Source organism: Microcoleus sp. N9_B4 (genome assembly GCF_036701635.1).
Lineage (GTDB): Bacteria > Cyanobacteriota > Cyanobacteriia > Cyanobacteriales > Microcoleaceae > Microcoleus.
In genome coordinates, this window is sequence record NZ_JAUBRC010000075.1 from 1 (window position 1) to 20,294 (window position 20,294).

The 20,294-nt window shown below is 47.2% G+C and carries 16 protein-coding genes and 1 pseudogene; 9 read left to right on the forward strand and 8 right to left on the reverse strand.

Annotation, left to right across the window (positions count from 1 at the left end):
- From QUA43_RS29015 to QUA43_RS29030, 4 genes and pseudogenes are all read right to left on the reverse strand, one after another.
- Nucleotides 1-262: pseudogene (locus tag QUA43_RS29015) on the reverse strand (SGNH/GDSL hydrolase family protein); the annotation flags it as partial.
- A gap of 222 nt (nucleotides 263-484) precedes the next feature.
- Nucleotides 485-1,129, reverse strand: coding sequence for a hypothetical protein (locus QUA43_RS29020; RefSeq protein ID WP_333379034.1), 645 nt, complete (start codon nucleotides 1,127-1,129; stop codon nucleotides 485-487).
- Nucleotides 1,130-1,222: 93 nt separating this feature from the next.
- On the reverse strand, nucleotides 1,223-1,702 hold the full coding sequence (locus QUA43_RS29025) for an anthrone oxygenase family protein (RefSeq protein ID WP_333379035.1): 480 nt from the start codon (nucleotides 1,700-1,702) through the stop codon (nucleotides 1,223-1,225).
- A gap of 322 nt (nucleotides 1,703-2,024) precedes the next feature.
- Entirely contained in the window at nucleotides 2,025-2,444 is a 420-nt protein-coding gene (locus tag QUA43_RS29030) for a GDSL-type esterase/lipase family protein (protein WP_333379037.1), read from the reverse strand.
- 358 nt (nucleotides 2,445-2,802) lie between these two features.
- Between QUA43_RS29030 and QUA43_RS29035 the strand changes: the two genes are divergently transcribed.
- The 8 genes from QUA43_RS29035 (at nucleotide 2,803) to QUA43_RS29070 (ending at nucleotide 11,497) form a co-directional block, all read left to right on the forward strand.
- Nucleotides 2,803-3,045, forward strand: a complete 243-nt coding sequence (locus tag QUA43_RS29035; protein WP_190658612.1) for a DUF7219 family protein — start codon at nucleotides 2,803-2,805, stop codon at nucleotides 3,043-3,045.
- Nucleotides 3,046-3,151: 106 nt separating this feature from the next.
- Complete coding sequence (locus tag QUA43_RS29040; protein ID WP_333379039.1) at nucleotides 3,152-3,685, forward strand: RDD family protein; 534 nt, start codon at nucleotides 3,152-3,154, stop codon at nucleotides 3,683-3,685.
- Between the two features lie 38 nt (nucleotides 3,686-3,723).
- On the forward strand, nucleotides 3,724-3,912 hold the full coding sequence (gene rpmG, locus QUA43_RS29045) for a 50S ribosomal protein L33 (RefSeq protein ID WP_006631376.1): 189 nt from the start codon (nucleotides 3,724-3,726) through the stop codon (nucleotides 3,910-3,912).
- 136 nt (nucleotides 3,913-4,048) lie between these two features.
- Nucleotides 4,049-4,264, forward strand: coding sequence for a 30S ribosomal protein S18 (gene rpsR, locus QUA43_RS29050; protein ID WP_006631377.1), 216 nt, complete (start codon nucleotides 4,049-4,051; stop codon nucleotides 4,262-4,264).
- Between the two features lie 314 nt (nucleotides 4,265-4,578).
- Complete coding sequence (locus QUA43_RS29055; RefSeq protein ID WP_333379041.1) at nucleotides 4,579-6,585, forward strand: ribonuclease R family protein; 2,007 nt, start codon at nucleotides 4,579-4,581, stop codon at nucleotides 6,583-6,585.
- Between the two features lie 580 nt (nucleotides 6,586-7,165).
- Nucleotides 7,166-8,605, forward strand: coding sequence for a 1-acyl-sn-glycerol-3-phosphate acyltransferase (locus QUA43_RS29060; RefSeq protein WP_333379043.1), 1,440 nt, complete (start codon nucleotides 7,166-7,168; stop codon nucleotides 8,603-8,605).
- A gap of 256 nt (nucleotides 8,606-8,861) precedes the next feature.
- On the forward strand, nucleotides 8,862-9,749 hold the full coding sequence (locus tag QUA43_RS29065) for a histidine kinase dimerization/phospho-acceptor domain-containing protein (RefSeq protein ID WP_333379045.1): 888 nt from the start codon (nucleotides 8,862-8,864) through the stop codon (nucleotides 9,747-9,749).
- Between the two features lie 287 nt (nucleotides 9,750-10,036).
- Nucleotides 10,037-11,497, forward strand: a complete 1,461-nt coding sequence (locus QUA43_RS29070; RefSeq protein WP_333379047.1) for an IctB family putative bicarbonate transporter — start codon at nucleotides 10,037-10,039, stop codon at nucleotides 11,495-11,497.
- A 158-nt stretch (nucleotides 11,498-11,655) separates the two neighbouring features.
- On the opposite strand, the gene QUA43_RS29075 is transcribed toward QUA43_RS29070, so the two are convergent.
- Nucleotides 11,656-17,298 carry an AAA family ATPase gene (locus QUA43_RS29075; RefSeq protein WP_333379048.1) on the reverse strand — a complete coding sequence of 1,881 codons (5,643 nt, stop codon included), beginning with the start codon at nucleotides 17,296-17,298 and terminating at the stop codon, nucleotides 11,656-11,658.
- A gap of 204 nt (nucleotides 17,299-17,502) precedes the next feature.
- Entirely contained in the window at nucleotides 17,503-18,246 is a 744-nt protein-coding gene (locus QUA43_RS29080; RefSeq protein WP_333379050.1) for a hypothetical protein, read from the reverse strand.
- 561 nt (nucleotides 18,247-18,807) lie between these two features.
- Between QUA43_RS29080 and QUA43_RS29085 the strand changes: the two genes are divergently transcribed.
- Nucleotides 18,808-19,056 carry a hypothetical protein gene (locus QUA43_RS29085; RefSeq protein WP_333379052.1) on the forward strand — a complete coding sequence of 83 codons (249 nt, stop codon included), beginning with the start codon at nucleotides 18,808-18,810 and terminating at the stop codon, nucleotides 19,054-19,056.
- Between the two features lie 124 nt (nucleotides 19,057-19,180).
- On the opposite strand, the gene QUA43_RS29090 is transcribed toward QUA43_RS29085, so the two are convergent.
- The gene (locus QUA43_RS29090) at nucleotides 19,181-19,408 is read right to left on the reverse strand and encodes an Osc7112_2153 family protein (protein WP_333379053.1); all 228 of its coding nucleotides are present in this window, start codon (nucleotides 19,406-19,408) and stop codon (nucleotides 19,181-19,183) included.
- The gene (locus QUA43_RS29095) at nucleotides 19,405-20,121 is read right to left on the reverse strand and encodes a tetratricopeptide repeat protein (RefSeq protein ID WP_333379055.1); all 717 of its coding nucleotides are present in this window, start codon (nucleotides 20,119-20,121) and stop codon (nucleotides 19,405-19,407) included. The genes QUA43_RS29090 and QUA43_RS29095 overlap by 4 nt, the downstream gene beginning before the upstream one ends.
- Nucleotides 20,122-20,294: the final 173 nt, after the last annotated feature.

Sequence of the window (20,294 nt, forward strand, 5' to 3'; positions counted from 1 at the left end):
GTTCCAGCAGCCAAACGTAACCTCCGGGGTATTTCCCGGCCTCGGTGATGCTGTCGCCCACTATCACAATTTTGCGCTTGCCTGCGAGCACGTTCTGGATTTCTGGTGGCGGCGTTGCTTGGGATACGGATTCTTTAAACACTGGAATTAAGGAGTGAGGAAGGTTGAAGGCGATAATACCAGCAATTACGGCGATGGGAAGTCTAATTAAAACTTGCCTCAGCCGGGGTTTGGGACGGGGCGAGCGCGCATTGGGAGACATAAGGAAGAAGGAAGAATGAAAAAGAGCCTATTTGATGCGTGTCTTTACCTTAATCGTATATTGTAGCCTGAGTCTGCTGAGAGGGAGCCATCAATTTTGCTATAGTTGCAAACAATCCTGGACTTCAGCGTGAGACGTTCGGCGAGATCAGTCGAGTTGTTATCAGTCGAACGCTGAGAAATGACCCTTATTGCAGGTTTGAGCGTTTAGTATTGCAGGTCGCTACATATCCCTGCTAGTTGGTTTAAAATTTTGCACAAAATTCATCCACCGCTGAACCTTAGAACCGGTGATGTCTAAAATCGGAATAGAATAGACATCTGATTCAGGAGGGCCCCCCTCGGTATCTTTGGCAATGCTTGTGCGTTCTGGCTTACCTAAGCCGTAGGTTGAAGCCATTTCGCTAGCTAAACGACAGGGAATTTTAAAGTTTCCCATGCGAATACTTCCATTACCTGCTGAATAAACCCATTCATAACCGGAAACGCCTCTAAACTGCTGGCACAAAAAATGGGAAGTTTCAAACATTTTGGCAAGATGAACATCGTAGAGACGAAGCTTGCCACCGTAAGCCGGTTGAGTTGTATCTCGATTGGGTGCAGTAAGTTGCATGAGGACAAAGCCTCCCCTAGCTTCTGTTCCACCATACCGAATGCTCAGCGGCACCTGGGTGCTATCTTGAGCCAGGATGATGTTAACCTTTTGAGTAAATTTAACGCTGTCAGCCTCACCACTAGGTTCGCTACCCAAGTAAGTAGGAGCAGAAAAAGCTAGGTTTGCAGGCAGTAATATAATCGCACAGGTAATTAGTTTTGCCAAATTGTGACGCTCTGCTTTTTTGGCGATCGCGTATGTTTTACTTAGCACAGTGCGATAAGATGACCATCCAGTAGCACAACCATATTATAATTACCCTCCTCAATAAATTTCGTTTTTGCGATCGCATTTATCGCGCGATCGCTAACAAAGCGCAATGGTAAGCGAAGCCGATGCCGCCAGCGACGCAGCCGTCCGAACATGATTCCAGAACGTCCATTCGGTAAGGTATCTAGCCCATAGGCTCGCACCGTCAGTGCTGCTTGGCTCGACAGTCGCCAGCGCATCATTTAGCGGCACATTGAACGCGATCGTCACTCCTACAGTACCGACAAGATAGAGCAGGCTGCCAAGGAGTAAGTAAGAGGCACCGGGTTGATGCCACTTTAACAGCGAGGAGATAGCCAGAAAGATGCAAGCCGCAGCCGTTCCGAATAGCGCCGTCATAAATAACGGATTAATCGCCGTTATATTGATGGCTTGCATGGCGGCAATACCCTGTGCTGGTTGGAGTCGGGCAAGGGCTTTCATCACAAACGTCGAGAAGGCGAAGAAGACTCCAGCCATCAGCCCGCAGCCTAGTGCCGAGCAAAGCTTCAATGTCAAAAGCGAGTCGTCAACCATTGCCCTAAAACCTCCTGCGAATTACTGTCTAATGCCTTGTTAGTGCATTCTGTCCTTGCATTTTTAACCTTGATATTGAGCCGACAAACTTGACGTAAAGTGGACAGGGTACAAAGCAGGCCGCAAATAAAAGTTAAGTTCTCAACCACTACCATGCTCTTATTAAGAGCTAAAGGCAATCTACCAGAGACTTAAGGAATAAATCACTTACAAAAAACTGTGGCTGATTTTGATTGTCAATGCTATACTACTTCGTACTAGCTAACAGCTTAGGAATTCCAGCGCTCCCTGCTTGACCAAAAACAAGTGTTCCTCTTCAAATTTAGCACTGATTGACTCCGACATTAATCATTACTAAATCTGGCTTTTGGTCGATCGCATCTTTCTGGAAGCGCGCTTGCATATCAGTCGCCTTGTTACCGGAGATTCCGGCGTTGACGATTTCGATTTTGCGATCGGGATAAAGGGCATTCAGATAGCGTTGTAGCAGCCAAACGTAACCTCCGGGGTATTTCCCGGCCTCGGTGATGCTGTCGCCCACTATCACAATTTTGCGCTTGCCTGCGAGCACGTTCTGGATTTCTGGTGGCGGCGTTGCTTGGGATACGGATTCTTTAAACACTGGAATTAAGGAGTGAGGAAGGTTGAAGGCGATAATACCAGCAATTACGGCGATGGGAAGTCTAATTAAAACTTGCCTCAGCCGGGGTTTGGGACGGGGCGATCCCGCATTGGGAGACATTACGCAGATTCCTAGTAAAAGTCTAACTATTTATGTCTGCAATAATATTATCCATTTCAGGGGTTTTTGTCACTTATTTCAATAACTCAGTCCTGGACTAACAAAAACCTGGTTTGGACGCAACATCCGAAGTTATAAGCCTTAAGGCAGAAACCTAGTTGTTGACCCTGGATGCGTAAGTTGTACAGGTGAAATTACCGAGGTTTTTGTCGCCCTCATCTCTCGGTGTAATTGCCATCACAAAAAAGCTCGCCAAATATCACATGATTTCTGCTACTTACAGCACAACTTTAGAAGGGGATCGCGGTTTATAATATTGATAAGTTCAGAAAAAAAGTTTTCAAGCGAGGTTAAAGCAATGGTAGCAAATTCAAATTTTTTATATCCTCAAAATCGTTATTACGGTGAAGTAAAGCCAGAGAATTTAGTATTTAATGCGAATTTACAAGAGTTTTCTCAGCGAGTGGGTTACATCAGTTCCTTGACATCTAACGGTAAAATCTCTGTGGAACAGGCATTTACTCAGATCCAAACACTGTGGGAACAGGTGGAAAAGTCAAAAAAGCAGTTGGGAATCGGCGAAAATCCATTTTCTGCTTGAATAATTAGCGATTGGCTTGGAAGTTGAGTTACACGCCATTGATGCCGATCGATTAATCGAGAGCTTAAGATCAAAAAGTAGCTAGTGGCGATCGACCTTTTTGCCTATGAGTTCCGATTTAGTACCCCTCCTTCCCAAAGTATCCGTCGGCCGCCGCGCCGCGGCCCTCTGCATCGACGGAATCGCAGTTTGGCTGCCCAGTTTGCTTCTGGGCAATAATGCGATCGTCCAAACCATATTTTTTGTCCTACTGTGGCTGATCATGCGCGTAGCCATCGTCAGGAAAAACCAAGGTCAAAGTCTCGGGCGCTGGGCTTTGGACATGAAAATTGTCGATCCCAGATTCCAACGGACTCCCGGAGTGCAAAAACTGTGCAAGCGCGAGGCATTGCTGGGCTTTTGCGCTGCCTTAGCCTTCGCAGGTATAGGTGGACTCACATCTACCAACGCCGCCGTCTTGCTGCTGATGCTGCCCCTGGCGATCGACTGTAGCGTTGCCCTCACCTCCGCCGAAAGATTTCCCCAAGCTTTCCACGATCGCATCGGCGGGACGATCGTCGTCGGAACCCGCCGTGGCTACTCCCTCGACATCAAAGTTAGAAGATTGCTTGACCAAGTGCAGAGCAATGTGAGAAGATAATAAATTGTGTTTAAATTAGTCGAAATTTATTTAGAATTATGGCTAAAGGCGTCCGCATCATAATTACTCTAGAGTGTACTGAGTGCCGTACAAACGTAAGCAAACGCTCAAAAGGCGTGTCTCGGTACACCACCACCAAGAACCGTCGCAACACGACGGCGCGGCTGGAACTCAAAAAGTTCTGCCCCCACTGCAACAGTCACACTGCCCACAAAGAGATCAAGTAGTGATTAGTCATTAGTCAGTTGTCAGTAGTCAGTTGTTATTGGTCAACAGTCAACAGTCAACAGACAACAGACAACAGACAACAGACAACAGACAACAGTCAACAGTCAACAGTCAACAGTCAACAAACAACAAACCATGACTTACTTTCGCCGGCGCGTTTCGCCCATCAAACCAGGAGACCCGATCGACTACAAAGATGTCGATTTGCTCAAAAAATACGTCACAGAACGCGGTAAGATTTTGCCCCGCCGGATTACCGGTTTGACGGCAAAACAGCAGCGAGACCTGACCAGAAGCATCAAAAGAGCAAGAATTGTAGCTTTGATGCCCTTCGTAAACCAAGAAGGTTAACAGGATTTGGGATTTTGGGTTTTAGATTTTGGACTGGGAATAAGACTTGCGCGAAAAGAACGTCTTTCTGTCATTAATAGTGCAGCAAGAATACAGCGAAATAATCGCGAAATAGGGTTAAGAGTCGCAGCAGCGCAAGTCTTAATCACAAGTCAAAAGTTAAAAAAAAAAGCAAGAATAAAAAACAACTTTTTAGATTTTAACTTTCACAATTGACCAGAAAAATTGCCAATATCCAAAATCTAAAATCGCAAGCTCGAAACTCGATAAGTGGCTACTGTAAAAATCCAAAATCTCAAATATAAAGCTGGCAAGTGGAGAAGGGAACGTTAGTAGAATTTAGAGTGCACGGCGACCGCCGTCTGGCAGTTGCCGATCGCCCCGACGGCAAGAAAAACTGGGTCGTGGTAGACGAAAACGGTCAACCGCACAGCATACCGCCCAAACAAATCAGCTACGAAGTAGTCGGAGAAACTTACAAACCCTCCGACATTCCCAAATTTCTCAAAGAAGTAGAAGCATACTCAGATCCGTCGAGTTTGGAAGTCGCTTGGGAACTTTTAGTCGGTGACGGAGAAACAGCAGATCCCGAATCCCTGGCAATGCTGTTATTTTCTGAGAGTAGTGCGGCCCAGTGTTACGCGGCCTACTGTTTGCTATCAACAGACAAACTGTATTTCAAACAAAAGGGCGATCGCTACGAACCGCGATCTGCCGCCCAAGTAGCCGAAATCAAACACCAGCAAGAAGTAGAACAGCAGCGACACCAAGAATCCCAAGGATTTTGGGATCGAGTCAAACAGCGGCTGGCAGGGGAAAATGTAGATTGGGAAAATAGCGATCGAACTCGCCTCGACGCCCTAGAACGCTTTGCCCTCCTCGGAGAAGAAGCAACGCACCGCACCCCAGCCTTAGAAACTTTAGCCAGCTTACAACGATCCGAAAACCCCGAAGCAGCATTTGGCCTCCTAGTCGATCTCGGCCTCTGGAGTACCCACGAAAACCTGTTTTTGCGGCGAAGCCAAATTCCCCTACAATTCTCCGCAAAGGTATTAGAAGTGGCCCAACGCTGCCTAGAAAATCCCCCCACCGACTCCGACACAAATCGTCTCGATTTAACTCACCTCAAGGTTTACACGATCGACGACGAAAGCACCACCGAAATCGACGACGGCCTCAGCTTAGAATTTCTCGAAAACGGCCAGCAGCGGATCTGGATACACATCGCCGATCCCACCCGCCTGCTTTCCCCCGGAGACGAACTCGACCTCGAAGCCAGAAAGCGCACCACTACTGTTTATCTGCCCACGGGAATGATCCCCATGTTTCCCCCAGCTTTGGCAACCGGGCCAATGAGTTTAATTCAAGGCAAAGAGTGCAGCGCCCTCAGCTTCAGCGTCACCTTAGACGAAATCGGCGCGGCTCAAGATTACAGCATCCACATCAGCACCATAAAACCCACCTACCGCTTGACCTACGATGACGTAGACGAAATGCTGGAGTTGGGAATCGAAGCAGAACCGGAAATAGCAGCGATCGCCTCTGCTGCAAAACTGCGCCAAAAATGGCGGGAAGCCCAAGGCGCAATCAGCATTTTCATGCCAGAATCCGTCATCAAAGTCAACGGCGACGACATCAAAATCCACGTCATCGACGACTCCACAGCCCGGATGCTAGTAGCCGAAATGATGATTTTAGCCGGCGAACTAGCCGCCCGCTACGGTCAAGTTCACAGCCTGCCCATACCCTACCGCTATCAGCCACAGCCCGAACTCCCTCCCGATGAAGAACTGCTGGCCGTACCTGCTGGCCCCGCCCGCGCTTGCGCCGTGCGCCGCTGTATGCCCCGCAGCGAAATGGGCCTCACCCCCGGACGCCACGCCGGCTTGGGTTTGGAATTATACACCCAAGTTACTTCTCCCATCCGTCGCTATACCGACTTGCTGACTCACTTCCAAATCAAAGCCCACCTGCGGGGCGAACCCCTGCCTTTTGCTGCCGAAGAAATACAGGACATTGTGATGTGTCTCGGCACCGCAGTTAAAGAAGCATCTACCGTCGAACGCCAAACTAACCGCTATTGGGGATTGGAATATTTGCGCCGCAACCCAGACGAAGTTTGGGAAGCTTTAATGCTGCGCTGGCTGAGGGAAGACAGCAATCTCGGATTGATTTTATTGGAAGATTTGGGTTTAGAATTGGCAATGCGATTTGGTCGATCGGTCGCAATAGGCGATCGGCTAGAAGTCAAAGTCACCCACTGCGATCCGCGATCGGATGTTATTAACTTCCAAGAAATGATATTTGAAGCCGCACAATAGGATTTTAGATTTTAGATTTTAGATTTTAGATTTTGGATTGCAAAAATCTGCGTTGAAGGCTGAAACTGAGGATAAATCTCGTTTTTAGTCCAATACGGTTCAGTTAGTGCTAAAAAAAACGATCGTGCGTAGTGCGTAGGTTGGGTTGAGGAACGAAACCCAACATTTTCGCTAAAATTTTCTTAACTGAACCGTATTGGTTTTTAGTCGAGTTTCTGACCCCCTCCCATCCCCCCTTGTCAAGGGCACGGGGGTAAAAAAAATGATGGTTTCATATCGAGTCCTGTAAAATAATCGTAATTCTTGTATGGCCGGGTTCACCCCCAAGTTGTAATATAAGCCAGAAATACCGTAAACCGGCCCCGACCAAAATATTGGGGTCGATCGACTCGACATGATATTCAATCCCAGACGGGTAATACTTTTGACATTAAATTGACACGGTTTGCTATCTCCTCTCATCCTCCGTGTCCTCTGTGTCCTCTGCGGTTAATAAAAAAACTTCAGCATCATAAAAATTGGAAGTTTTTACCCTAACCTAGTAATCTAAAATCTAAAATTTAAAATTTAAAATAGCAAAATGCCCAATTCAATTAGCCAAGTTCAGCCGCCGCTGGAATTCATCCCCCCAGCCTACAACCCGCTAATGATGCAAGGTTGTAAGCAAATACTCCCCTGGTGGCTGCGATTTCGGACCAGTATCAGCCACGTTCAAGCCGAAAACGTCGAAACCCTCGCAGAACTATTCCACCAATTTCAAGATCAGAAAGTTCGCTTCTTGCTAGCCTTCCGCCACCCCAACTCAGACGATCCCTACTGTTTGGGACAACTAATTTGGAAACTCGTTCCCCAGGCGGCGCGGGCCAAAGGCATTCCCCTGCAATTCCCGGTACATTCCCACTTTATCTACGATCGCGGCATTCCCCTGTGGGCCGGTGCGGGAGTCGGCTGGTTGTATTCCCAACTCGGTGGCACTCCGATTGTTCGCGGTAAAATCGATCGCGCTGGATTGCGATCGGCCCGCAATTTATTTGCCAACAGCCAATTCCCGATTGCCGCCGCCCCAGAAGGCGCTACCAACGGTCACAATGAAATAGTTAGCCCCCTCGAACCGGGAATTGCTCAAATGGGTTTCTGGTGCGTTGAAGATTTGCTGAAAGCCGGACGCACTGAAAAAGTTTTAATTGTGCCGATCGGCATTCAATACCGCTATATCAATCCACCTTGGCAACCCCTAGAAAAACTTTTAACTCAATTAGAAATTGATTGCGGACTGCCACCCTTAGAGCGCACCGACATCGAAAATTTAAAGACTGCCAATCCTGATTCCGAAAACCCAAATCACCAATTCCAATATCTGCGCCTGATTCGACTGGGCAGCCATTTGCTAACAGTGATGGAAGAGTTTTACAGCCGTTTTTATCATAAAAATTTACCGCCAAAACTATCCACTTTACCATCATCAATTACCGAAAAAACGACAACTAATTTTGACAATGAAGTAATGATAGCTCGACTGAAAGCACTGTTAGACGTGGGTTTGGAAGTAGCAGAAGAATATTTTAACTTAAAGCCCAAAGGCAGTTTAATAGACCGCTGCCGTCGTCTGGAACAAGCAGGCTGGGAGTATATTTATCGTGAAGATATCAAAGATATTGCAGCACTTTCTCCCTTAGAAAGAGGATTAGCCGATCGCCTCGCTGAAGAAGCAAGTCTTCGGATGTGGCACATGAGACTTGTAGAAAGTTTCGTGTCCGTCACGGGCAGGTACGTCGCAGAACAACTGACAGCAGAACGTTTGGCAGAAACAACTTTACTGCTGTGGGACGTACTGGCTCGCATCAAAGGGGGAAATCCTTTCGGCAGACCGAAGTTGGGCAAACAGCAGGTACAAATGACCGTGGGCGAACCCATATCAGTGAGCGATCGTTGGGATCGATATCAAACCAGCCGTAGGTTAGCAGTTGCCGAACTCACTCAAGACTTGCAATCAGCTTTAGAAGCAATGATTAAATCTTAATTACTCAGATAACGAAGAGCTTCAAGGGAAGAATGAATATATATAGCCATCCTAAATCATTTGTGAATTTCTTACTCCCTCCCCTTGATAAGGGGAGGGTTGGGGTGGGGTCAAAAATTTACGACTCCTGCAAGGATTGCTATATTTTCTTGACTACTTTTTTTGTGGTGAATTATAAACAGATTGTTATAGACTTTTGGAATAGGTCTAATGAACCGCAAACTCTCGCTCGACAATGAACCAATAAAAATTACCGATGACTAACAAACCTATCGATTTGTCTACTAACTCAATTAAAGTAAAACTGCTGAATAATTTAGCGCAGGAATTGCTCACACCGCTCACTTCTGTCCTCGGCATGGCAAGCGTATTGAAACAAGAAATTTATGGCCCCTTAACGAGCAAGCAAAAAGAATATATTGACGTGATCCAAGACAGCAGCCGCTCTTTGCGATCGCTAGTTGAAGAAATTTTGGAACTGGCAGAACTAGATGATTCCGCTTTCACCTTGAAGCGAACCGCAGTCGATATAGAAACTCTGTGCCAGCAGGTTGTGACAATTCTGTCGTCGGTGGCAAGTAGACGAGAGCAAGAAATTAATTTGTCGATGGGGCCCGGATCGCGCATCTGGTTGGTAGATAAAGATAAGGTTCAGCAAATGCTGCACCACTTAATTTTTAGCATTATTCAATCTGCTGGGGCAGGCAGCGTGATTCGAGTCCACGTTTCTCGGAAAGAAGACGGTATCAACATCGGAGTTTGGGTTTTTCATCCTTGGTTAGGGGAAAGTTTGCCCCATGCTAAACTCTACACCGACTACTTGTTGAATGCCGGATCTGGTAGCGGTTCGCCATCGAACTCCGAAACCGACTCCCTCGGACTCGAAGCGCAACTCCCGACACAGGGTTCGCAGCGCTTAACGCTGGCGTTTTCTGAGTTGGCGGCTTTGGTGGCCCAGAATGCAGAGGATAGCGCACCTGTTTTAGCTGGTTACGGGGCGCGGGAACGCTTGGGGCTGCTGCTTTGCTGCCAATTGGTGGAAATTCAAGGCGGTCAACTCTCGATTCAAGGAACCCCGGAATCTGGATATCGCTACGTGCTCTGGTTGCCCTGCACAAATGCTACGGAATTGTTGGAAGGATGAAGTTAGTTGACTGTTGACTGTTGACTGTTGACTGTTGACTGTTGTTGTGAGTTGTTAGTTGTTAAGGGATGAAGTTAGTTGACTGTTGACTGTTTTTATTAGTTGTTAGTTGTTAGTTGTTAGTTGTTAGTTGTTAGATAATAAAATAACTAATAACCAATTTCCAATAACTCATAACCACTGCCAAATTTCCACTAATAACTAATAACCAATTCCCAATAACCAATAACCGATGCTCAATGCCCGATGCCCAATGCCCCATTACAAAGTACAAATCTAAAATAGCAATGAATTCAGTTTGGCAACAGTTAACTCTGGCAAATTTGCCGCTATCTCAGTGGCAAAGTAGAAGTTATTTATTCAATTTGGCGATCGGCTCTTTACGCAGTTGGCGACAAAGTAGCTGGCTGATGCAGTGGGCCGAACCCTTGGGTTTTGTTTTGCTGGCCTTGACTTTCGGTTTTGCGCCGTTTGTAAACAATGCCTTGGTGGGGGTGTTGATGGCGGCTAGCGCTGCATTTTGGGTGCTGCTAACTGTTTCGGACGATCGCGAGATCCCCTTCACGCCGATTCACTTGCTGGTACTGCTGTACTGGGGCATTGCCACCGTCGCAACCGCCATGTCGCCGGTCAAAGTCGCCGCTGCTACTGGTTGGAGCAAGCTAACGCTGTATTTGCTGTTTTTTGCGCTGATGGCTCGGATCTTGCGATCGCCCCGTTGGCGATCGTGGTTAATTGCCGTATTTTTGAACGTCTCTTTAATTGTCAGTTTCTACGGCGTGCGGCAGTGGATTGACAAAGTGCCGCCATTAGCTACTTGGAACGATCCGACTTCTACTCAAGCCAATGTCACGCGAGTTTACAGTTTTCTGGGAAATCCTAACTTGCTTGGTTCCTATTTACTGCCAGCCATTGCATTGAGCGCCGCCGCACTTTTTGTGTGGAAAGGATGGGGAACAAAAATTTTAGCATTGACGATGCTGGTGGTGAATTGCGCGTGTTTGCGCTACACGGACAGCCGGGGTGCTTGGATCGGTTTTGTGGCTCTACTGGTGGTATTTTTAGTGCTGCTGTGGTACTGGTACAGCCCTTTGATGCCTCGGTTCTGGCGAACTTGGGCGCTGCCGTTAGGGTTAGGAGGTTTGGCGGGATCCTTAATTTTGGGAGTGGCTTTAGTGGAGCCTCTGCGCGATCGAGTTTCGAGTATGTTTATCGGCCGAGGTGACAGCAGCAACAATTTTCGGATTAATGTTTGGACGGCGGTGATTGACATGATTCGCGATCGGCCAATTCTCGGAATTGGGCCGGGAAACACTGCTTTTAATAAAGTTTATCCGCTTTATATGAGGCCGAAATTCACTGCTTTGAGCGCTTATTCTGTGCTGCTAGAAATTGCGGTGGAAACTGGTTTTATCGGTTTAATGTGTTTCCTTTGGCTGATGACTGTCACCGTCAATCAAGGTTTGTTGCAGATCAAAAATCTGCGGGATGCACAATTTAACATCTCTAATTTAGAGGAAGAATCCCGAAATCCCAAATCTCAAATCCCAAATCTCAAATCGAATCAGGGGTTTTGGTTGATTGGGGCGATCGCAACTTTAGCCGGCATGATGGCCCACGGTTTTGTGGATACCGTTTGGTACCGACCAGAAGTTAATATGCTGTGGTGGTTGATGGTGGCGATTATTGCTAGTTTTTACAGCAACTCGCACCATCAGGAAGATTCAGCTTTGACGGAGGGCGAGTAGATAGAAGTGCTGGCGGGGCTTTCTCCCCGCCCGGTGCGGATGCGAGCAAGAGGGTGTTGCTCCTGACACCATTCGCTTTCGTAGCGCTTGAAACCCTTGACCAGCAACGATTCCAGCCCTGATTCCCCAAATACCGTTCCTCCCAGCCCTACGAATACTCAGTTAGCCACGGCAGTACAGTCACTACTGCTTTGGCAAACTGGAATTTCAATCCAGAATTCAGCCCCTCGACCGGGTTCAGAAGAGCATTGGAGGGAGCCACCATGTTTAGCAACTACAATTTGATAGCTAATTGACAGTCCTAATCCAGTCCCTTGACCAATAGGTTTTGTGGTGAAGAAGGGGTCAAACAACTGTTGTCTAACCTGTTGCGTCATCCCAGAACCGTTGTCTTGAATTTGAATCACCACTCTTTTAGAATGACTAGGCTGAGTATTGTTAGTCAATAACTTAGTCCGAATTGTGATGGAACTGGGATTATTGAGTGCGTCTTTCGCAGAACGCTGAGCGTTGTAGTTATCTAAAGCATCAAGTGCGTTTGCCAGAATATTCATAAATACCTGGTTCAACTGGCCTGCATAGCACTCTACCCTTGGTAAATCGCCGTATTCTTTGATAACTTCAATGGCAGGACAATCGGGTTTTGCTTTCAGCCGATTTTGCAAAATCATGAGTGTGCTGTCAATTCCCTCATGGATGTCAACAGGCTTCATTTCTGCTTCATCCAGTCGCGAGAAGTTTCGCAGGGATAGGACAATTTGACGAATGCGCTCGGCCCCTACTTTCATTGAACTCAGTATCTTGGGCAAGTCTTCAATCAGGAAGTCCAAGTCGATTTCTGTAATCTTCTCCTCAATTTGGCGGTTGGTCGCTGGATAGGTCTGTTGATAAAGCTCCACTAAGTCCAGTAAATGCCCCGTATACTCAGCAGTGTGGATCAGATTGCCGTAGATGAAGTTGACTGGATTGTTGATTTCATGAGCCACTCCAGCCACCAGTTGCCCCAACCCTGACATTTTCTCAGTTTGAATTAATTGGGTTTGCGTGCGTTGCAGTTGCTCTAGGGTGGTAGAGAGATGTTGATTTTTCTCGTGCAATTCCTGAGTTCGCTGCTCGACTCGCTTTTCCAGCGTATGGTTTGCTTGCTCCAGTTCCACTTTTGCCACAGCAAGCTTGTTGTATAGCATTGCATTTTGCAGCGAGATCGCTGCCTGCGCCGTGAGCAACCGCAGAACTTCCAGACAGCTACGAGTGAAAGCGCCGATCGTCAAATTATTTTCCAGATACACCATGCCAATCAACTTGCCGCGATTACAGATTGGCATACACAGCAAGCTTTTGGGCTGTTGTTGAATCATGTAGGGATCGGTGGCAAAGGTCGTTTCCAGTCGGGCATCATCCAGCACTAAAGGCTCGGCAGTGCGGGAAACATAGTTAACAACGGAGTGGGGAATGTCGCGGCTCGATCGCAGGGGTCGCGATCGCAAGCCAAACGCCGAATTTTCACAGAGTTGGGAGCGCTGGGTTCCCACTTCTAACGGAGTTTCGAGCTCAACATTGGTCGCGGTTTGGGCCGCAATCACCCAATTTTCCTCATGTCGCAGCAGCAGTACACATTTTTCGGCTCCGGCATTTTCAACCACTACCTGCATCAACGTTGCCAGTAGCTTCTCCAACTCAATTTCTCCGGCCAGCGCATGAGATGCTTTGATCACGGTTGCCAAATCTAGAGCTTCGGAAATGCTGGAACTGCTACGTCCCGCCCCGGTGGTGGTGGAGCGAACGGCCCGGATGGGAGAGCTTGCCTCCTCGCCCTGCACGATCGGAGCCAAGAGTTGGGGATAGTGGTGTTCCAAGTCATCTAGCTTTGCCTTCGCGCCCCAGCGTCCGTAGGCATAATAGGCATTCGTCAGGTAAACCTGAGCGATCGCTTCTTTCCCCCAGTCTAGATAGAATCGAGCTGCAAGTTCGTTGGCAAGGGCTTCTTCTTGCGTGTATTCGTTGGCTTTGGCAGCCGCGATCGCGCGATCGTAGTGATCGAGCGCGATCGCCGTTTGACCCAACACCCGACACCGTTCCGCTGCCACCAACTCAAATTTATGCAGATAATTCATGGGCGCATGACTGGCCCAGGTTTGCATTTTTTGCTGGTTCTCAGTCACTCGTTGCAGCAATTCTGCCTGTTCAAACGGTGTAGCAGTAGGATAGGCAGCTAGCGCAGTGAGCGAATCATAAAAATGAAAGACCGGAATCGTGGCGTATCCGGTGCCTGCTCCTAGATACTGTCTGGCTTGAGTAGCAGTTGCGATCGCCAAAGATAGATCCCCAAACAGATAGCAGAGAATTAGTTTATGAACGTAGAAATAGTGCAGTCCTGTAAATTCATTTGCAGCAATTAGCTGAGGTAATAATTCTTCCTCGTTCAATGCTTGACCAGTCAGAACACAAGCATTCTTAGCCTTGCCTAGTAAGTTAAGAACCACTTGATGATAGATCCGGCAGTAGTTGAGGGTGGTAGTTTGTTGGAAATTCTCCAGGACAAGACTATAAGCCTGCATATCTTCCTCTAGCCGAGGCAGTTCCCGCCCCAGGAAATAGGAATACTGACAAATATCTTTCGCATTGAAGCCGAGGTAGTAGATATTTCCCGTGTCGAGCGCAATTTTATAGCCTTCCAACATCAACTGCACAGCATTCTGGAGATGAGATTTCAGATAGATGATGAAAGCACCCACGACATATAAAACCGTGGGCTTGATGACGTTGATATTCAACTTGGCATTCAACCCTAACGCCAATTTGCCCACCCGATCGGCCACTTCAATGTCTTGCAAAATCCCGTTTAGAAGAATTCCGTAGCAGGCATAGCAGAACGCAGAAAAGGGCGCATTACCATACTGAATCGAGGCTTTCACCTGCGACAAAATGAGCAACGGAAACAGATTTGGGGCGGCAATATAAACAGCGGGAGCCACACTGGCCACAATTTGAACAACCGCCAGTTTGTCTGCCGCCGTCATCATCGGCAAATCGACCAGTTCTTCTGGATTACGCCCGCCCAGCAGAACAGCCGTTTCTTGGAGGGCTGCCTGAATGTCAGCCGGGGTGGGTTCAAGAGGAAAAACGAGGTCGAACTGTGCCATCGCTTGCCGAGCGATCGCGATCGCAGCCAGCACATTATTTTGGGTTGTATAGGCCTGAATTTTGATGTCGTAAATGCCCACGCGATCGAGCAAAGTCTTGGCTTGCTGCATCACGGCCTCACCCAGTTCCTCCATCTGCTCATAGGCTCCGCAGAGATAAGCCGCTTCAGCCGCTGACTCATGCAGAGACAGGGTTAACGCATACTGACGATGCCAGCAGTCCGATCGCAGCAAGCGGATTCCCCCGGTCAAATACTCCATAGCAGCTTTGTGCGCGGTGGAAGCGAGGGCTTTTCGTCCTGCGATCAGGTTGAGTTGAGCGAGTTGCTCCCGCTCGTCCTGCGATCGAATCAACTCGATACCGATATTCAGGTGATTCACAATCTCAAAAACATTGGCTTCTCGCTCGGCTTCTGGCACATTGCTCAACAGCCGTTGCCCGATTTTGAGATGAGTCGCCTGTTTGTCATCGTCTGGAATCAACGAGTAGGCTGCTTGTTGGACGCGATCGTGAAGAAAGTTGTAGGAGACGATCGGTTTTTCCTGAGCGCTAGGGATGGGTGCATTTTCTGTCACAAGTGTCCAACCATCGGCCGGGAATAATTTGTATCCCTCCCCGTTGGGCAAAATCACTCCTTCTTTGAGGGCTTGCCACAAAGCAGCAGCCGTCTCTTTGGGAGATTGCTCATACACGATCGCCAACGTTTCCAGGTCAAACTGGTTGCCAATACAAGCCGCCAGTTTCAAGACATTTTGGGTTTCCAGCGACAACTTCTGCAATTGCTTGGCCACAAATTCCACCACATCCTCAATCAGGCTCATAGCGCGGATTGGGGCGATGTCATAATGCCAACCGCCCACAGAGGCATCAAATATAATCAGTCCATCGTCATAAAGCGATTTAATAAATTGATTGCTGAAAAAAGGATTCCCCTGGGTCTTTTGATGCACCAACTTTGTCAAGGAAATTGCTTGCTCTGGTGAGGCATTTAGAGTATCGGCAATCAAGTAATTCAGGTGGATAGGGGTCAAGGGAGCTAGAGCAATTTTATTGACCGTGACCGATGCCTGCAGCAATTCTTCGATCATCTGCATTAACGGATGCGCGGGCGAAACTTCGTTATCCCGATACGCACCCACCAGCAGCAAATAGTGGCTTTTTGCTTCGCTCATCAGCAGTTGCATCAGCTTGAGCGAGGCGGAGTCTGCCCATTGCAGGTCATCCAGAAAAACCACCAGGGGATGATCTTGCGTGGTGAAAACCTGGATGAACTTTTGGAACAACAGATTAAAGCGATTTTGGGCTGCACTGCCGGACAGTTCGGACGCAGGAGACTGTTCGCCAATGATTCGTTGGAGTTCTGGAATTACTTCGACGATCACCTGGCTATTCTCGCCCAGTGCACCCAGAATCTTGGTCTTCCATAGATCAATCTGGGCATCGCTCTCGGTCAGCAGTTGCCCCATCAAGTCGCGGAACGCCTGCACCAACGCCGAGAAGGGGATGTTGCGTTGGAATTGATCGAACTTGCCTTTGATGAAGTACCCGTGTTCGCGCACGATCAGCTTGTGCACTTCGTGGACGACGGCAGTTTTGCCCACGCCGGAAAAGCCCGCCACCAGCATCAGTTCGGTGGCACCCTGCTGCACCCGCTCAAAGGCTGCCAGCAGCATGGTCACTTCCGCTTCCCGACCATACAGCTTTTCAGGAATCACGAAGCGATCGCAAGTATCCCGGTGTCCCAGCTTAAACGGCACAATGATGGCCGTTGCGTTCCATTGATGCAAACAGGTTTCCAGGTCGTGCTTCAGTCCCCAGGCGGTCTGATAGCGATCTTCGGCATTCTTCGCCATCAGTTTGCTCACCACCTCCGAGAGGAGCGGCGGCACGGCAGGATTCAGGTTATGGACGGCGGGGGCTTGTTTGGCGATGTGGCAATGTACCAGTTCGAGTGCATCGTCCGATTGAAACGGCAACTGGCCAGTGAGCAATTCGTAGAAGGTGATGCCTAGCGAATAGAAATCGGTGCGGTAGTCAATGCCCCGGTTCATCCGCCCGGTTTGTTCAGGGGATAAATACTCCAGCGTCCCTTCCAGCACTGAAGGACTTGTCAAAAGTTGCGTTTCTCTGGGCAGCAGGGAAGCGATGCTAAAGTCAATCAGCTTAATCTGCTTGGTGGTGGGATGAATCAGAATATTGGCAGGCTTGATATCTTTATGAATAATGCGATGACAGTAGAGATTGTTGAGCGATTGGGCGAGGGCGATCGCAATCTGCAAAAATTCGGTGAGAAACAGTGGCTCGTAGCGAGGAGCCTTATGAAGTGAGGTGTTCACTTCAGATTGCTGGCCCCAAAGCGCTGCATACTCCTTGAGTGAAATTCCTCCGAAGTCCTCCATAATTAGAGCAAGCTGATTTTGATAGGTCTCCAGACTATAGAAACGGACAACATCAGCCATGTTCAAAATTTGGGCGATCGCATATTGGTTCTTGAATTGTGCTAATTCAACCAGGCTGGGATAAGCCGTTTTTAGAAGTTTGATCACAACGGGAGTTTGATCCCACTCTCGCCAGCCCCGGTAAACCACCGTTCTGGAACTGGTGTAAATCGTTTCATGAAATCGATACCCTGGAATTCCAATCAAGCTCTTTAGCATAAATCCTGTTCAAGACAATGGATTCATTCTATCCACTCTCAAGGTTACTTTCACACTACACTCATATTTTTTCAGCATAAACCGATCGAATAGATAGAGCACAAGCCATTTGTAAATATCAACTTAATACTACTAAAAAAAGATGGTAGAACAGAAGCGTTATCCCCTCTACCATCGCTACAACAACTGACTAATGGCAATAAATTAGAAGGCGCTCAATGCTCGCTCTGAAAGAGCCGCCTTGCCAAACTGATTTTCGTAGGAATGAGTTTTAATGTAAACCAAAAATTCATTGACCAGTTCTGCAAAATAGTCAAAGGCGACATCAATCAACTCCATCGCTTGTTGGCGAATCTCCTCTGGGACTTCAATGTCTCTGATGGCTTGCAAAGAGGCTGGAGTATGGAGCGTGTGGGTATTTTCAATGTGATTGTGACACATACCAAAATAGCGGAACTCATGCCCGGTCATGGCTTGCAGTTGCATTGCCACCGGATTGGTTGCCCGGAAAAAAACATTGGCTGTAACTTCAGAAACCTCGATCGCCACCAGCTTTATGATCGGATCGGCTTGGTAGGTGTAGCGTTCAAACAGAGGAAGCATGGAGCGAGATACCTTGGTGTGATCACTCCAAATGAATCGTACAACGTCGCTGAAAGGCATGGAATAATTCATGCCCATCTTCTCCATGTCTTCCAGCAGCCATTGCCAGTGAAAATGTTCTTCATGAGTGTGCCGATTCACCATTTCTTGAATCTTGTTTGTCGTGGGTTCCTCTCGCAAAACCCGCTTGCACAACTCGCTGAACTCCAGTGCCAGTGGGGTGATCACTGGCGCAAATGCCAGTTTTTGGCGAGGCTCCACACTTTCATCTTTCATATAGTCGAAAAACGGCAACTGAGCAAACTCCTGATTCTTTTTCTCTATTATATCTAGAAGTGTTTTCATCTCAATTTTCCTCAAGTAATGGGCAACAATTTAGGAGTTGAATTTAGCTCTACCCGAATTCCACCTCTTTCAAGGAATTAGAAGTAGGGGCTTATTCATAACAGGAAATTCCTTAAAATTTCCTCACATTAACGGCAATCAGTCAAATAAAAGCAGACTGATGCGGTCACAACTTGGAGTCCCTACTAATGAGTGAAGGCACTTTTATCACTTCCAGCAAATTGTAACTTAAAATTTTTGTTAGAGCTATCGGCTAAACTACTGTTTAGCCAACTGTCTAAACTGCTCATTCAATACTGAGTATTTCCCAGTATTCAGTAATTAGACGGAGGCTACTGGTTGCTTTCTATCTATCAGAAGCACTTTGAAACTTAGAGGTTATCGGTAAAATTTGAATCTCTAATTTATATAATCCAGTTTCTGTCTAGGTTTCGTCCTGCCTAAATTTGTTAGCCTAACTAAGTAAATCTACGATTCTGTAGATATACTGACACGGACTACTCTGATAGGAGGACAGAGACTGTTATCCTAGAGCAGACTCAACAAAAAAAGTCGGGGGTCATGTCAGATATTACAGTAAAATATAGAGTCTTAAAGGTTGTAGAAGAAATGCCACCAGAGATTACTTTTGAGGAAGTTATGAAGAGGGTTTACTTCCTTGACAAAGTTGACCGAGGTTTGAAGCAAGTTGAAGCCGGTGATATTATTTCCGGCGAAGCAGCGAAAAAAGTGGCTCAGAAGGTGGGACGAGTAAATTGGACAAATCAGCCTTTAGCGGATATCGAAGCGAGCGCTACATCGTGGCTGTAAGGACACAGCAATGATCGATAGTAAGGTGCGCAGCGCGCACCCTGCATATTTACTACTACATACTACATACCTGTTTGTGTAAAGTGGTTATGGTACACTCTACAAAATTTCTTGAAAATAACTCTTATTCTTCGCTCTCCGGAGTCATGATGAATCTCGGACACGCATATTTTCCACCATTTCTATCTCTGCACTGTCGCATCGACTGATTCGAGTTGAACAGCATTTTGACTGATTCATTAACGGCAGGGTTAACAGTCACAGGAGTTGGGAGTGCTTTTGAGGCTTGACTTAGCTCCAGTACCGTTATAATTGCCAGTATGGTTGATGAAAGCAAAACTGTGCGTTTCATTTTTTTGTTTTTTCCTCGTTTAATCGTTGACGTGCCATCCCTATCCATATATCCTCATCGAATTCTTGAGAATCCGCATACTTTAGACAAATTTTCCACTGCGGTAGCGCTTCCTTAGTATTTTTCATCTTTTCTAGGACTTGCGCTTTTAAGCAGTAAGTTGCTGGTCCTTCACTATCAAGTTTAATGGCTTCATCCAGATGCTGCAATGCCTCTGAATATCGACCCTGTTCCAGGCGAGCCCATCCCAAATTTTTGAGTAAAGAATATTTTACTCGATCGTCCTCAGCTAATTTCAAACCTTGCCACAGGAAGTGAACCGCAGCCGGATAGTTTTTTTGATCAACTATATATAATCGAGCCAGATTGCTGTAAGCAGCAGGCAGACCGAGTTTGGCAGCTTGCAGATATTTTCCTCGGGCGCATTGTAAATCTTGCACCTCTTCGCAAAGCCATCCTAAATTGTAAAGAGCTGTTCGGCTTTTTGGATCTACCCAGAGCGCTAACTCATATGCTTGTTGAGTATCAGCGAATCGATTGGCTTTGTAGTTTTCAAAAGCCCTATTATTAAAAAAAGATGCCAGTTCCGGCAACCCAATTTGCCAGCCGCCAAACCCTACTGCTAGCATCAGCAAGAAGGCTCCCCACTTGGAGTTCTGATGCTTTTTTGCTGGCTCTTTCATTGCATTGAAAATATTAGCTAATGGTGTCATTTTTAGCATTTTTTAACTTGAGAGTTGGGCGATATTTTGTTTCCCAGATTTAATTGCCACCCTAATGGCATCATAATCTTACGAAATGACTCAGGTTTGAGCCCATTTCTCATAAGAGTTTGTTAGTCCACAGCCGAATGCTTGAGTAATGTTCCCACTACCCAGAGGTATTC

Coding starts and splice junctions, on each gene's coding strand:
- QUA43_RS29025 (WP_333379035.1), bottom strand. CDS start 1,702: ATGGTTGACGACTCGCTTTTGACATTGAAGCTTTGCTCGGCACTAGGC.
- QUA43_RS29030 (WP_333379037.1), bottom strand. CDS start 2,444: ATGTCTCCCAATGCGGGATCGCCCCGTCCCAAACCCCGGCTGAGGCAA.
- QUA43_RS29035 (WP_190658612.1), top strand. CDS start 2,803: ATGGTAGCAAATTCAAATTTTTTATATCCTCAAAATCGTTATTACGGT.
- QUA43_RS29040 (WP_333379039.1), top strand. CDS start 3,152: ATGAGTTCCGATTTAGTACCCCTCCTTCCCAAAGTATCCGTCGGCCGC.
- rpmG (WP_006631376.1), top strand. CDS start 3,724: ATGGCTAAAGGCGTCCGCATCATAATTACTCTAGAGTGTACTGAGTGC.
- rpsR (WP_006631377.1), top strand. CDS start 4,049: ATGACTTACTTTCGCCGGCGCGTTTCGCCCATCAAACCAGGAGACCCG.
- QUA43_RS29060 (WP_333379043.1), top strand. CDS start 7,166: ATGCCCAATTCAATTAGCCAAGTTCAGCCGCCGCTGGAATTCATCCCC.
- QUA43_RS29065 (WP_333379045.1), top strand. CDS start 8,862: ATGACTAACAAACCTATCGATTTGTCTACTAACTCAATTAAAGTAAAA.
- QUA43_RS29070 (WP_333379047.1), top strand. CDS start 10,037: ATGAATTCAGTTTGGCAACAGTTAACTCTGGCAAATTTGCCGCTATCT.
- QUA43_RS29075 (WP_333379048.1), bottom strand. CDS start 17,298: ATGCTAAAGAGCTTGATTGGAATTCCAGGGTATCGATTTCATGAAACG.
- QUA43_RS29080 (WP_333379050.1), bottom strand. CDS start 18,246: ATGAAAACACTTCTAGATATAATAGAGAAAAAGAATCAGGAGTTTGCT.
- QUA43_RS29085 (WP_333379052.1), top strand. CDS start 18,808: ATGTCAGATATTACAGTAAAATATAGAGTCTTAAAGGTTGTAGAAGAA.
- QUA43_RS29090 (WP_333379053.1), bottom strand. CDS start 19,408: ATGAAACGCACAGTTTTGCTTTCATCAACCATACTGGCAATTATAACG.
- QUA43_RS29095 (WP_333379055.1), bottom strand. CDS start 20,121: ATGACACCATTAGCTAATATTTTCAATGCAATGAAAGAGCCAGCAAAA.